Raw genomic sequence first — 13,695 nt, forward strand, 5'->3', positions numbered from 1 at the left:
AAAATCCATTCCCTATAATCAATTTATAACGTAACGGTTCGCTTTAAGGCATGAGAATCGCAAGGAGGGTAATGGAGTATGAGTAAAAACAGATATATTGGGGAATATCCTGTAATAGGTATTAGGCCATGTATTGATGGACGTCGTGGACCTCTAAAAGTAAGGGAATCACTTGAGGAACAGACCATGAACATGGCTAAGTCAGCAAAGAAGCTTTTTGAGGAGAATATAAAGTATTCAAATGGCGAACCGGTTAAAGTCGTAATCGCAGATACAACAATAGGTCGAGTTGCAGAGTCAGCTGCCTGTGAGGCAAAGTTCAGAAAAGAAGGGGTAGCAATTACACTTTCTGTTACACCTTGTTGGTGCTACGGTTCAGAGACAATGGATATGAATCCACTGACAATCAAGGGCGTTTGGGGACTTAACGCAACAGAAAGACCTGGAGCTGTTTATCTTGCATCAGTTCTTGCTACACATGCACAGAAGGGACTTCCAGCATTTGGAATATATGGCAAGGATGTTCAGGAGGCTGATGACACAGTTATTCCTGAGGATGTAAAGGAAAAGTTACTTAGATTTGGCAGAGCTGCTGTTGCTGCAGCATCAATGAGAGATAAGTCATATCTACAGATTGGCTCAGTGACAATGGGAATTGGCGGCTCGATAATGGACCAGAATTTCTTGGAAGAATACCTTGGCATGAGAGTTGAGTCCATTGATGAGGTTGAGATTCTTAGAAGAATAGATGAGAAGATTTACAACGAAGATGATTATAAAAAAGCTCTCAACTGGATTAAGACAGAATGCAAAAAAGGCTTTGATAAGAATCCAGATTTTGTAAAGAAGAGCGATGAGCAAAAAGAAAAGGACTGGGAATTCGTAGCAAAGATGGCAGTCATTATCGAGGACCTATATCAGGGCAATCCAAATCTTCCGGAGGGAAGAGAGGAAGAAGCTGTTGGTCACAATGCTATCTGCGGTGGATTCCAGGGACAGAGACAGTGGACTGACCACTGGCCAAATTGTGATTTGCCAGAGGCAGTACTTAATACATCATTCGACTGGAACGGAGCTAGAGAGCCATTTATCCTGGCAACAGAAAATGATGCTTTAAATGGCTTGGGAATGCTTTTTATGAAGCTTCTTACAAATAGAGCTCAGATGTTTGCAGATGTGAGAACTTGCTGGAATACAGAGTCGGTGAAACGAGTTACTGACTATACATTAGAGGGGCACGCTAAGGAGGCAGACGGAATCATTCACCTAATTAATTCAGGAGCTTGCTGCCTTGATGCATCAGGTGTCTGCAATGATAAAGCTGGAAATCCTTGCATTAAGCCATGGTATGAAATCACAGATGAAGATCAAAAGAAGATTATGAATGCTGTAGAGTGGTGCGAGGCTGACAATGGTTACTTTAGAGGTGGCGGTTGGTCATCAAGATTTGAAACAAAGGTAGAAATGCCAGCTACAATGATCCGACTTAATCTTGTTAAGAATCTAGGCCCTGTTCTTCAGATTGCAGAAGGCTGGACGGTGGCACTTCCAGAAAAGGTTTCAGATACTCTCTGGAAGAGAACAGATTACACATGGCCATGTACATGGTTTACACCTAGATGTGATGGGAAAAAGGGAAGCCCATTTGAAAATGCTTACAGCCTGATGAATAACTGGGGCGCAAATCACGGTGCTATTTCATACGGACATATAGGCGCAGATATTATCACAATGGCATCAATGCTCAGAATTCCAGTATGTCTTCACAATGTGGCAGATGAGGACATCTACAGACCAGCAGCATGGAATGCATTTGGCGCAGACAAGGAAGGTCAGGACTTTAGAGCTTGTGCAGCATATGGTCCACTTTATAAAACAGTTCGTTAACTAAAGGGAGATTTTTTTTAATGAGTTTGCCGGAAGCTAAGACGCTTCCGGCGGCTTTAGACCAAAAGGCGAAACGTTTCGCCTATGCGTAAGGGGAGGAAGAAAAATTGCCATCAACAATTAGGGACATAAAAGAGCGTACCGGATTATCACTTGCCACTATTTCTAAATATCTAAATGGTGGAAATGTTTTACCGGAAAACAAGGAAAAAATTGAGATTGCCATTAAGGAACTAAATTATCAGGTTAATGAAATGGCAAGAGGTCTGGTTACCAATAAGACCCGTTCCATCGGGGTGCTAGTTCACAATGTGGCCAGTATATTCTGTGGGTTGTTGCTTAGATACATAGGCGATGTGCTTAAGGAAAATGGATACAGCATGATCATATGTGATGCCAGAGATGATGAGGCTAATCAAGCAGAGAGTATAAAGTTTCTCCTATCAAAAAAAGTGGATGGAATCATAGTGATTCCCGTATCAGATAAGGGGGATTTCCTAAAGCCGGCAGTAGCAGCAAAGGTTCCTGTGGTTTTGATGGATAGATCTCTTCGTAATTGCGATTTTGACTGCGTGCGAATCAATAACAGAGAAGCGGCCTACAAGGCTACCAATGAGCTTCTAAAAAATGGTCATAAGAAAAATGCAGTTATTTATTCGGCCCACAATTACACAGGACTTCAAAGATATAAAGGTTTTGTGGAGGCTATTGAAGACGCAGGGCTTACAGTTGAAAAAGATTTTGATAAACCTGGTTTTCATTCTATAGAGCATGGATATGAGAGTATGAAGCAGCTTTTAGCTCTTAAGAACAAGCCTACTGGGGTCTTTACAACAAACTATGAAGTAACACTTGGTGCTGTTATGGCGGTAAACGAATCCAAGTATTCATGTCCTGAGGATATTTCAATAATGGGGTTTGACAATTTGATATTAACCCACATTGTTCAACCTAAGATGACAATGGTTATCCAGCCTATGAAAGAAATGGGCAAAAGGGCTGCAAACTTAGTGTTAAAGAGGATTGGTGACAAGGAACACGAACCTCCAATTGAATATATTTTAGGAACAAAAATTGAAAAGGGAAACTCGATAAAAAAGCTTAATTAATAAAGGAAGAATGTTATGGGAGCAAAATTACTGGGAATAGACATAGGTACATCTGCCTGTAAAATAGCTGTTTTCGATGAGGACGGAACTGTTATTTCGCAGGTGAATGAATCCTACGGTGTCTATTATCCACATCCGGGATATGTGGAGCAGGACCCAAATGAATGGTGGAAGGCCATAGTAAAGGGAATTAAGGGCGTATTTGCAGATAAAAAAGTATCTCCGGAAGATATCATGGGTATCGGTGTTGATGGTCAAAGCTGGTCAGCAATTCCTGTGGATAGAGCAGGAAATGTACTTTACAACACACCTATTTGGATGGATACCAGGGCTAGAGATATCTGTGAAAAGGTAACGGAAAAGCTTGGAGAAGATAGGATTTTCAATGTGGCTGGCAACAAGTTTTTACCTAGTTACACTACACCAAAGATGCTTTGGTTCAAGGAAAATAAGCCTGAGATATTTGAAAAGACATTTAAATTTTTACAGAGTAACAGCTTTATAGTTTACAAGCTGACAGGAAAAATGAGTCAGGATTTATCTCAGGGTTATGGACTACATTTTTTTGATAGTAAAGAACTGTTTTATGACAGTGATTTAGCTGAGGAATTAGGACTGTCAGTGGATTTGGTGCCTCATCTTTACGGGTGTGATGAAGTGGTAGGACAGGTAACAAATGAAGCGGCGGAACTTACTGGACTAAAGGCCGGGACTCCAGTTGTGGCAGGAGGACTTGATGCAGCCTGTGGAGCTCTAGGAGCTGGTGTTTATAAGACAGGACAGACTCAGGAACAGGGTGGCCAGGCAGGAGGAATGAGCATCTGCTTGAATAAGGCAATGGCTCATAAAGACCTAATACTGAGCCCCCATGTGGTGCCGGGAATGTGGCTTTTACAGGGCGGCACAGTAGGAGGCGGCGGAGCCTTAAGGTGGTTTAGACAGGAATTTGGCAAGGATGAAAGCTTTGATCAGCTTACAAAAGAAGCGGAACTTGTGCCTGTAGGCTCTGATGGCGTTACATTTTTGCCTTATATGTCAGGAGAACGTTCCCCAATTTGGAACCCAGATGCAAAGGGAGTTTTCTATGGACTTTCCTTTGACAAGACTAGAGCAGATATGACAAGAGCGGTCCTTGAAGGGGTGGCATTTTCACTTGAACATAATCTTAGGGTTGCCAAGGAAACAGGCGCAAAAGTAGAGGTGCTTAATTCTATGGGAGGTTCAGCTAATTCAAAGCTTTGGACCCAGATAAAAGCAGATGTTACAGGCTGCAGAATTGTAGTGCCAGCTTCAGATACTGCAACAACACTTGGCGCGGTAATTTTAGCTGGAATAGGAACAGGTATCTATAGCTCTTATGAGCAGGCGGTGAAAAAAACTATCAATATTACAAGGGTTCATGAGCCGAATCCAGAAAATCACAAAGCCTACGAAAAGAGCATGGAATTATATTTAGAACTCTACGGAGATCTAAGGGAAACATTTAGCAGATATTAGGAGAAGATGAGATGAAAGCAGGAGTTGTACACGCAAGAAATGATATCAGATATGAGGATATCAAAAAGCCAGAGATTGAGCCTGGCAAGGTAATTGTAAAGGTTAAATACACAGGTATTTGTGGCTCAGATGTACCTAGAGTAAACGGCGATGCATGCCACTATTATCCAAATGTTTTGGGACATGAGTTTTCAGGCGTTGTGGATGAAGTGGGAGAAGGTGTAACCACATTAAAAAAAGGAGATAGAGTGGCAGGAGTTCCACTTGTTCCTTGTATGAAATGTGCAGACTGCCAAAAGGGAAATTATTCTCTTTGTAAGCACTACAGTTTTATTGGTTCCCGTGAATTTGGAAGCTTCGCAGAATATGTTCAGGTACCGGAAAAGAATGCAGTTAAATTTGCGGATGAGGTGTCTTTTGAACAGGGAGCACTTTTTGAGCCAGCCACAGTTGCACTTCATGGACTTAGAAGAGTGGATTATAAGGGCGGCAAAACAGTAGCCATTTTAGGCGGTGGAACAATCGGAATGATGACTGCTCAGTGGGCAAAAATATTTGGCGCCAAGTCAGTAACAGTATTTGACATTGTAGATGAAAGACTTGAGCTTGCAAAAAGACTTGGAGCTGACTATGGAGTCAATTCAGGGGCTGCTGATTTTATGGATCAGGTAAATGAAATTACTGGTGGCAGAGGCTTTGACTATGTATATGAGACAGCAGGTAACACAATCACAATGAAGATGGCCTTTAAGCTTGCAGCCAATAAAGCTGGGGTTTGTTTCATTGGAACTCCTACAAAGGAGCTGTCATTTACAGTGGATGAGTGGGAAGCCATAAATAGAAAGGAATTTATTTTGACTGGTTCATGGATGAGCTATTCTGCACCATTCCCAGGAGATGAGTGGGATTTGACAGCTCATTATTTTCGCACTGGTGAACTTAAATATGATGATTCATTCATCTTTAAGAAAATGCCACTTTCACAGATTGCGGATGCTTTTGAAATGTTTAAAACACCGGGCCTTGTGAAGGGCAAGATACTAATTGATAGTGAAAAATAAAATGTAGAAAGGGAAGAATAAATGGACGCAACAAAAGTACCACAGATTACTTTAAACACAGGCGATAAAGTGCCATGTGTTGGACTTGGAACCTTTGGTTCAGACAGATTTGATGCTGATGAAGTATCAAACGCTGTGGCAGGGGCTATAAGAGCTGGCTATAGAATGATTGACTGTGCTGCCTGCTATGGAAATGAAAAGGAAATAGGAAAGGTTATAGCTGATGCCTTAAAGGAAGGGGTATGTGAGAGAAAAGATATGTATATCATGACAAAAGTTTGGAATGATATGCACAGACATTGTGAGGAAAGTGCAAGACAAAGTATTGCAGATCTTAGATGCGAATATATTGATTTGTTCTTTATTCACTGGCCTTTCCCTAATTATCATGCTCCACATTGTGATGTTACTTCGAGAAATCCTGATTCAAAGCCATTTTCAGTGGAAGAATTTATGGATACCTACAGACAGTGCGAGGCTCTTGTAAAGAAAGGAATTATAAGACATATCGGAATTTCTAATATGACTGTTCCAAAGCTTGAGCAGGTTATTGATAAGTTTGAAATCAAGCCAGTTGCATGTGAGATTGAGCTTCATCCATGTATGCAGCAACAGGAGTTGTTCGATTATTTAGTTGCTCACGATATTCAGCCAGTTGGATACATGCCAATGGGCTCACCTATGAGACCTGAGCGAGATATGGAGCCAGATGATATTGCTGACTTACAGCTTCCTGAGATGAAGAAAATTGCTGAGGCGCATGGGGTTCATCCAGCAATTATAGCTCTCAAGTGGGCAATTCAAAGGGGACAGATACCTATTCCATTTTCAATTCACAACTACGTAGCTAATCTTGAGTGCACTGTAACAGAGCCTCTTACAGATGAGGAGATGGAGATAATAGCAGGTCTTGAGAAGAATAATAGACTTGTAAAAGGTCAGGTTTTCCTGTGGCCAGGAGCAAAAGATTGGCACGATTTATGGGATGAGGACGGAACAATCGCAGATTGTCCAGATGCAATTTAGTTAAAAGTGAATATAGTCATATTTTTTTACAAGATATTGCCTGTAAATGGATATGGCATGTGGGATAATACATACATGAGGACGAAACGTTTCGCTTATGAACGGAAGTCTTCATAACCTGGGAGGAGGTTATAAAAAAATGGCACTTGTTACTTCTACAGAAATGATGAGTAAAGCAGATAAAAATGGATATGCCATTGGGGCATTTAACGTAGAGAACATGGAAATGGTGATGGCGGTAATAAAGGCGTGTGAGGAATTGAATTCTCCAGCAATTTTACAGACTACACCATCCACAGTTAAGTATGCAGGACTGGATTTGTATGTTGCAAATGTAGCAGCTGCAGCAAATAAAGCTTCAGTTCCAATTGCACTTCATTTGGATCACGGAAACAGTTTTGAACTTGCAATGCAGGCATTAAAGGCTGGATATACATCAATAATGATTGATGGTTCAAAGGAACCATTTGAGGATAATATTACAGTTTCAAGAAAAGTGGCAGAGGCTTGCAAGCCAAATGGTATTCCAGTTGAGGCAGAGCTTGGCAAGGTTGGCGGAAAAGAAGATGACCTTGAGTGCAATGACCCTGGATATACAGACCCAGATGATGCAGTTAAGTTTGTTGAAGAGACTGGAATCACATCCCTTGCTGTTGCCATTGGAACAGCACATGGTATTTACAAGGGTGAGCCAAAGCTTGATTTAGACAGACTTACAGAGATTAGAAAAGTTGTAAATATTCCACTTGTTTTACACGGTGCATCTGGAGTACCTGATGAAACAGTTAAGGAATGTATAAAAAGGGGTATAAGCAAGGTTAATTTCGCTACAGAACTTAGAATTGCTTATAGCGACGGAATAAAAGAATATCTTAAGGACAATCCACAGGCTTTTGATCCAAAGAAGTATGATGCAGCCGGTATGGAGAAGGTTACTGAGCTGGTAAAGAAAAAGATTAGAGTGTGTGGCAGCGAAAATAAGGCTTAGATAATTCTGATTGGGGGAATAAAAATTGGATAAGATTAAACAAAATCCTATTGTTAAGAAACTGGGATTTAACAGAATTGTACTGGTGTTTGTCATCCTTTTAATGTACACGCTGTTTTGTGTGGCTACAGGAGGAAACTTTGCAGGATTACCAAGAATTCTTAGTGCACTTAACTATGCGTATTTCTTAGGATTCCTGTCACTTGGGGTAACATTTGTAATTGCTACAGGAGGTATTGATTTCTCCATTGGCCCTGTAATGTTTTGTGCGGCTCTTATCTCTGGATATAGCCTTACAAGCTTAGGAGTACCAATGGGACTGGCACTTCTCATTAGCGTATTTGTTGGTTTTTGCTTTGGTTTATTTAATGGATATTTGGTTGCATATTGGTCAGTTCCACCATTTATCGTATCAATGGCCAGCATGAACATAGCAAAGGGGGTTGCATCCGTATTTACGAAGACACAGTCGGTGTCATGGCCACAGCTTGCGGCAGGTGGATGGTTTAGACAGTTAGTTAAGATTGGCAACTTCCCAGTGGGACTTGTGATATTTATTTTGGTTGCAGTTGTATGTGCATTGCTTTTAAACAAGACAAAGCCAGGTCGTTACATCCTATGTCTTGGAAGCAATCGCGAAGCGGTTAGACTATCAGGTGTTAACACTAAAAAATGGGAAATGCTTGCCTATGTTATATGTGGTGTGTTAGTTGGTATCGCTGCAATTTTCTTTGTAGGAGCATACACAACTGTTCAGCCAGGTTACGGTGATCAATACAACAACGAAGCTATTGCAGGATGCGTTATGGGAGGTACATCAATGGCTGGAGGCCTTGCTTCCATAAGCGGTACGGTAATCGGCGTTTTCATAATCGCACTTTTGCAGGAAGGTATTCTTGCTCTTGGATTTACCAAGGATTATCAGCTGATTATTACAGGTATTATTGTTATCGTTGCCGTATATGCGGATGTTGTTGCTAGACGTAGAAAGAATTAGCCAGGAGGGGGATAAAATGGGAGAAGTAATACTTACAATGAATGACATTGACAAATCTTTCCCTGGTGTACACGCACTAGACCATGTGCATTTCGACGTAAAGAGGGGCGAAGTACATGCCCTCATGGGAGAGAATGGTGCTGGCAAGTCAACACTTATGAAGGTACTTACCGGTATCTATACAAAGGATTCTGGAACAATAGAATTCGAGGGCAAGGAAGTTGAATTCCATAATGCCAGAGAAGCTCAGGATGCTGGCGTAGTTATAGTTCACCAGGAGCTAAACATGGTAGGACATCTTACTGTTGCTCAAAACATTTTCATTGGAAGAGAGTTCAAAAAGGGATTAAAAATCGATGACAAGAAAATGAATGAGGAGGCTAGAAAGCTTTTTCAGAGATTAAATATCGATATTGACCCTACAGACACCATGTCAGATTTGACAGTAGGTAAGCAGCAGATGTGCGAGATAGCAAAGGCTATTTCACATGAGGCAAAGGTAATTGTCTTTGATGAGCCATCAGCTGCCCTTACAGAATCAGAGATAGCTGAGCTTTTCAAGATTATTAGAGATTTAAAAGAGCAGCAGCTTGGTATTGTTTATATCTCACACAGAATGGATGAGATTAAGGTGATAACTGACAGAGTTACAGTCATGAGAGATGGCGGCTATGTTGGTACGTTAATCACTAAGGATTGTACTAAAGATGACATTATCAACATGATGGTTGGTCGTGTTATCTATGAGGAGCCAAAGACAAAGAGTCTTGTTCCAGAGGATGCACCAGTAGTACTTAAGGTTGAGCATCTTAATGCTGGCAAGATGGTTCAGGATGTTAGCTTTGAGCTAAGAAAAGGAGAAATTTTAGGATTTTCTGGTCTTATGGGTGCTGGACGTACTGAGACAGCCAGAGCCATATTTGGAGCAGATCCAAAGGAAAGCGGAGATATTTATATCAACGGTAAAAAGGTGGAAATCAATTCTCCAGAAGATGCAGTTAAAAATGGTATTGGATATCTTTCAGAGGATAGAAAGAGATTCGGTATTGTAGTTCAAAAGACTATTGCTGAAAACTCTACTCTAGCAACTCTAGAAAAGTACATGAAAGGTATCTTCATCAACAAGAAGAAGGAGAATGAAGTTACTAAGAAATATGTTGATTCTCTAGCAACTAAAACACCTAGCATCGACCAGCTGGTAGTTAATCTTTCAGGTGGTAATCAGCAGAAGGTAGTTATTGCAAAATGGCTTGTACGTGATTCGGAGATACTTATATTTGATGAGCCAACAAGAGGTATCGACGTTGGTGCTAAAAACGAAATCTACAAGCTAATGAATCGATTAGCTGCGGAGGGCAAATCCATTATTATGATTTCCTCTGAAATGACAGAAATACTTAGAATGAGTGACCGTATCATAGTTATGTGTGAAGGCAAGGTAACAGGTGAACTTGGAATCGAAGAGGTTTCACAGGAAAAGATTATGAATATGGCTACCAGAGAGATTAGTTAGTAGGAGGGAGAATAATGGCAGGCGATTTAAAGAAAAAATCCATCTTTGCCAAGCTGGGTGGTCAGAAGTTTATTGTTCTTCTGGTGGTAATTGTTTTATTTACATTTTTTTCAATAGCAAGTCAGGATTTTAGAAAATATACTACTGTACTTAATATTTTTGATTTTTCATATTACATCGTGCTTATGGCAATAGGTGTAACATTCCCACTTATTACAGGGGGCGTAGATCTTTCTATTGGTACAGGACTTATTTGCTATTCACTGGCAGGTGGTTATCTTGTAGTTCACCTAGGATGGCCAACGGGACTTGGATTACTAGTTAGTGTGTTGTTTGGTATCCTTATTGGATTTGCAAATGGTGTACTTATAGCAGTAATGGGGCTGCCACCATTTCTTGCAACCTTGTGTACCTGCATGATTACTAGAGGCCTAGGCTCGATATGTTCAAAGGGCTTTGGTATTTCATGGCCTACAGCTGGTGCTCCGGGAAGCTGGTTTAGAAGTATTTTTAAGATGCAGATTGGCGGTACGAAAATTCCAATCGGTTTCATTTGGATTCTTATTATTGTAGCTATTATGGCATTTGTACTTAATCACACAAAGATAGGTCGATATACAATTGCTATTGGTAGTAACAAGGAAGCAGCAGTTCTTTCAGGAATCAATGTAAAGTTCTATCACATTATGGCTTATGTTATTTCTGGATTTTTTGCAGGTCTTGCATCTATTGCCTATGCAGCAGTATTCCCTACAGTTCAGCCAGGAACTGGTGCAGGATTTGAGCTTGAGGCAATCGGTGGAGCAATCATTGGTGGTGTATCAGCTACAGGTGGTGCAGGAAGTATAGAAGGTACATTGATAGGTGTATTTGTAATCTGCTTACTTAAAACAGGATTACCATTTGTTGGTTTGCAGGCTAACTGGCAGCAGATTATTACAGGTCTTGTATTAATTGCAGCCGTACTTGTGGACATTATTAAGAAACGCCGAGAGGCAAAATAACATTCTGTATATGTAACCTAAAGAGGAGAAGGGTTCATATAAATAAATCTCATAAAAGACACGGGAGGGTTAAAACATGAGAAAAAGAGTTCTAGCTACATTAATGACAGCTGCAATGGCAGCAACACTTTTCGCTGGCTGTGGTGACTCAGCAGGAACTGATACTACAGCAGCAGGTGGCGACACAGCTACAGCTACAGAGGGCGGCTCTACAGAGGCAGCAGGCGGTGACTACAAATTTGAGATTATCGTAAAATCTTATCAGTCATCATATTGGCAGGCAGCTGTAAAGGGTATCGAGCAGGAAGCAGAGGCAAAGGGTGTTACAGTTAACTGTACAGGTCCTAACGCTGAATCTGATATTGCTGATCAGGTTAACATGCTTAACAATGCTATCAACAATGCTCCAAATGGTATCGGTCTTGCAGCTTGTGATCAGGATGCATGTCTTGATGCTCTTCAGGCAGCACTTGATGCAGGTATCCCTGTAGTATGTTTCGACTCAGGTATTCCTAATGCTCCAGCTGGTTCTGTAGTTTCTACAGTTGCTACAGACAACTACTCAGCAGGTGCTACAGCAGCAGAGAATCTCTATCCTGCACTTAAGGACAAGATTGGTGACGGACAGGTTAGAGTAGGTGAGGTAAACCAGGAAGCTACATCTGAATCAATCATCAACAGAGGTCTTGGTTTCATCGACAAGTTTGCTGAGCTTGCTAAGGCTGATGGCTACACAGTAGCAGTAGTTGGTAATGAGAAGTATGTTAATGATTCAAAGGCTGAGACAGTTTCTGAGTCAGAGGCAGATATCGTTATCGAAGTTGCTGTTCCTGCACAGACAACAGTTGAGCTCTGCGCTACAGAGGCATCAGCAATCATGAACAAGTCAGACACAATCGGTATGTTTGGTTCAAACCAGATTGCAGCAGAAGGTATCCTTACAGCTAATGAGAACCTTGGTGTATTAGGTGACAAGATTCTTGCAGCAGGATTTGATGCTGGTTCAGTAATCAAGTCTGCAGTAGCAAATGGAACAATGTATGGTGCTGTTACACAGTCTCCACTTGTAATGGGTATCACAACAGTAGACGTTCTTTGCGATGCAGCAGCTGGTAAGTCAGTTTCAGATGTTCCTACAGATGGATATTGGTACAATGCTGACAACATGGAAGATCCTGAGATTGCACCAAACCTTTACGACTAATAATAAGGAGACTTGAATATGTTAAAGGGTATACCAACCATCTTATCCCCAGAGCTTCTTAAAGTTTTGGATGAGATGGGACATACAGATGAGATTGTCATAGCAGATGGCAACTTCCCCGGTCATAGCTTTGGCAAGCCCGTCATTAGACTTGATGGACATGGAGTACCTGAAATACTAGATGCGATTTTACAGGTATTTCCTCTTGATACTTACCCAAATAAAAAAGGCGAAATTGATCCACCATGCACACTAATGGCTCTAGAGCCTGGTGATGTAGGAAAGGTTGCAACCCCAATTTGGGATGAGTACAAGAATATTGTTAAAAAATATGATGACAGAGGCGCAGGCGCCTTTAAGGAGATTAATAAATGGGATTTCTACGATCAAACCCGTGATAAATCTACCTGTGTCATTATGTCGACGGAAACAGCTATTTATGCGAATATCATTCTGCGAAAGGGTGTCGTAATTAATAAGTAGCATCCCCTAAACTTACCTTTTGTTTATAAAAGAAGAGGCTCGTCATTTGTTTGGCGGGCCTCTTCAAATATGTTAATATTAAAGTGATTTAAAGGAATTACGATTATGTATAAAATCTATTAATTTTATGAGAATAAAGGGGAAAACTATGAAGACTGCACTTATTACAGGAGCAACATCTGGAATCGGTCGTGAGTTTGCTATTCAGCTTGCCGAGAAAGGCTATCGACTTATTGTTGTAGGCCGCCGCGTAGAGCGCTTAGAGGAGATGAAATCGGAATTATTGGTTCCGGTTGAGATTATTCCATGTGATTTATCTAAGAAAAAAGAATGTTTCGAACTTCTTAAAAAGCTTGAAGATGAAAATATAGATGTCTTCATTAATAATGCTGGCTTTGGCCTTGCAGGCTCATTTATTGAGACTGACATCAAAAAGGAAGTTAACATGATTAAGGTTAACGATATTGCCATGCATATTTTATTCAAGGGCATCCTTCAGAACATGAGTGAGGTGGGAGAGGGAAACATATTAAATGTATGTTCATCAGCGGGACTTCTTCCAGCAGGACCTTATATGGCAACTTACTATGCTTCAAAAGCCTACATGGTTAGTCTTACAAGAGCTGTTGCAAGAGAACTGAAAGAAGCAAGGAGCAACATTAAAGTCAGCGCACTCTGCCCTGGACCTGTGGATACAGAGTTTAATGACACAGCGGATGTGGTATTTGCTCTAAAGGGTATCAGTGCAAAGCAATGTGTAAAAGAAACAATACAAGGGATGAAAAAGGGCAAACTAATTATAGTTCCTTCTATTAAAATGAAGCTTGCTACCACATTTTCTCATTTACTTCCATATTCTGCCCGTGTGATGATTACTGGAAGACAGCAAAAGAAAAAGCTTGGTAATCAGCAATAAGGACACTACT

At 40.8% G+C, this 13,695-nt stretch carries 12 protein-coding genes; all 12 read left to right on the plus strand.

The genetic code is table 11. The features are described from left to right. Positions 1-78: 78 nt before the first annotated feature. The 12 genes from F0Q01_RS03210 to F0Q01_RS03265 all read left to right on the plus strand — a co-directional run bounded on the left by F0Q01_RS03210 (position 79) and on the right by F0Q01_RS03265 (position 13,685). On the plus strand, positions 79-1,887 hold the full coding sequence (locus tag F0Q01_RS03210; RefSeq protein ID WP_090486172.1) for an L-fucose isomerase: 1,809 nt from the start codon (positions 79-81) through the stop codon (positions 1,885-1,887). Positions 1,888-1,994: 107 nt separating this feature from the next. Beyond that, positions 1,995-2,996: a LacI family DNA-binding transcriptional regulator gene (locus F0Q01_RS03215; RefSeq protein ID WP_090150452.1), complete on the plus strand. Its 1,002-nt coding sequence runs from the start codon at positions 1,995-1,997 to the stop codon at positions 2,994-2,996. Between the two features lie 15 nt (positions 2,997-3,011). After that, the gene (gene xylB, locus F0Q01_RS03220; RefSeq protein ID WP_090486175.1) at positions 3,012-4,493 is read left to right on the plus strand and encodes a xylulokinase; all 1,482 of its coding nucleotides are present in this window, start codon (positions 3,012-3,014) and stop codon (positions 4,491-4,493) included. Between the two features lie 11 nt (positions 4,494-4,504). Next, on the plus strand, positions 4,505-5,554 hold the full coding sequence (locus F0Q01_RS03225; protein WP_090486179.1) for a galactitol-1-phosphate 5-dehydrogenase: 1,050 nt from the start codon (positions 4,505-4,507) through the stop codon (positions 5,552-5,554). A gap of 21 nt (positions 5,555-5,575) precedes the next feature. Next, positions 5,576-6,580, plus strand: a complete 1,005-nt coding sequence (locus F0Q01_RS03230; RefSeq protein ID WP_090486182.1) for an aldo/keto reductase — start codon at positions 5,576-5,578, stop codon at positions 6,578-6,580. Between the two features lie 139 nt (positions 6,581-6,719). Further along, on the plus strand, positions 6,720-7,568 hold the full coding sequence (gene fba / locus F0Q01_RS03235; RefSeq protein ID WP_090486186.1) for a class II fructose-1,6-bisphosphate aldolase: 849 nt from the start codon (positions 6,720-6,722) through the stop codon (positions 7,566-7,568). A 25-nt stretch (positions 7,569-7,593) separates the two neighbouring features. Next, positions 7,594-8,565 carry an ABC transporter permease gene (locus F0Q01_RS03240; RefSeq protein WP_090150468.1) on the plus strand — a complete coding sequence of 324 codons (972 nt, stop codon included), beginning with the start codon at positions 7,594-7,596 and terminating at the stop codon, positions 8,563-8,565. A gap of 16 nt (positions 8,566-8,581) precedes the next feature. Beyond that, entirely contained in the window at positions 8,582-10,078 is a 1,497-nt protein-coding gene (locus F0Q01_RS03245) for a sugar ABC transporter ATP-binding protein (protein WP_090486190.1), read from the plus strand. 14 nt (positions 10,079-10,092) lie between these two features. After that, on the plus strand, positions 10,093-11,082 hold the full coding sequence (locus F0Q01_RS03250) for an ABC transporter permease (RefSeq protein ID WP_090150475.1): 990 nt from the start codon (positions 10,093-10,095) through the stop codon (positions 11,080-11,082). Between the two features lie 76 nt (positions 11,083-11,158). Then, positions 11,159-12,286 (plus strand): substrate-binding domain-containing protein, encoded by a 1,128-nt coding sequence (locus F0Q01_RS03255; protein WP_090486193.1) that lies wholly within the window; start codon positions 11,159-11,161, stop codon positions 12,284-12,286. A gap of 18 nt (positions 12,287-12,304) precedes the next feature. After that, positions 12,305-12,769, plus strand: coding sequence for an RbsD/FucU family protein (locus F0Q01_RS03260; RefSeq protein WP_090150480.1), 465 nt, complete (start codon positions 12,305-12,307; stop codon positions 12,767-12,769). 148 nt (positions 12,770-12,917) lie between these two features. Then, positions 12,918-13,685: an SDR family NAD(P)-dependent oxidoreductase gene (locus tag F0Q01_RS03265; RefSeq protein WP_090486196.1), complete on the plus strand. Its 768-nt coding sequence runs from the start codon at positions 12,918-12,920 to the stop codon at positions 13,683-13,685. The last annotated feature ends 10 nt before the right edge of the window (positions 13,686-13,695 follow it).

Source organism: Pseudobutyrivibrio xylanivorans, assembly GCF_010906925.1.
Taxonomy (GTDB): Bacteria; Bacillota; Clostridia; order Lachnospirales; family Lachnospiraceae; genus Pseudobutyrivibrio.

What these genes read in the sequence shown, in the direction of transcription:
- xylB (WP_090486175.1), top strand. Translation starts at nt 3,012, where the DNA reads ATGGGAGCAAAATTACTGGGAATAGACATAGGTACATCTGCCTGTAAA.
- F0Q01_RS03245 (WP_090486190.1), top strand. Translation starts at nt 8,582, where the DNA reads ATGGGAGAAGTAATACTTACAATGAATGACATTGACAAATCTTTCCCT.
- F0Q01_RS03210 (WP_090486172.1), top strand. Translation starts at nt 79, where the DNA reads ATGAGTAAAAACAGATATATTGGGGAATATCCTGTAATAGGTATTAGG.
- F0Q01_RS03250 (WP_090150475.1), top strand. Translation starts at nt 10,093, where the DNA reads ATGGCAGGCGATTTAAAGAAAAAATCCATCTTTGCCAAGCTGGGTGGT.
- F0Q01_RS03260 (WP_090150480.1), top strand. Translation starts at nt 12,305, where the DNA reads ATGTTAAAGGGTATACCAACCATCTTATCCCCAGAGCTTCTTAAAGTT.
- F0Q01_RS03255 (WP_090486193.1), top strand. Translation starts at nt 11,159, where the DNA reads ATGAGAAAAAGAGTTCTAGCTACATTAATGACAGCTGCAATGGCAGCA.
- F0Q01_RS03265 (WP_090486196.1), top strand. Translation starts at nt 12,918, where the DNA reads ATGAAGACTGCACTTATTACAGGAGCAACATCTGGAATCGGTCGTGAG.
- F0Q01_RS03230 (WP_090486182.1), top strand. Translation starts at nt 5,576, where the DNA reads ATGGACGCAACAAAAGTACCACAGATTACTTTAAACACAGGCGATAAA.
- F0Q01_RS03225 (WP_090486179.1), top strand. Translation starts at nt 4,505, where the DNA reads ATGAAAGCAGGAGTTGTACACGCAAGAAATGATATCAGATATGAGGAT.
- fba (WP_090486186.1), top strand. Translation starts at nt 6,720, where the DNA reads ATGGCACTTGTTACTTCTACAGAAATGATGAGTAAAGCAGATAAAAAT.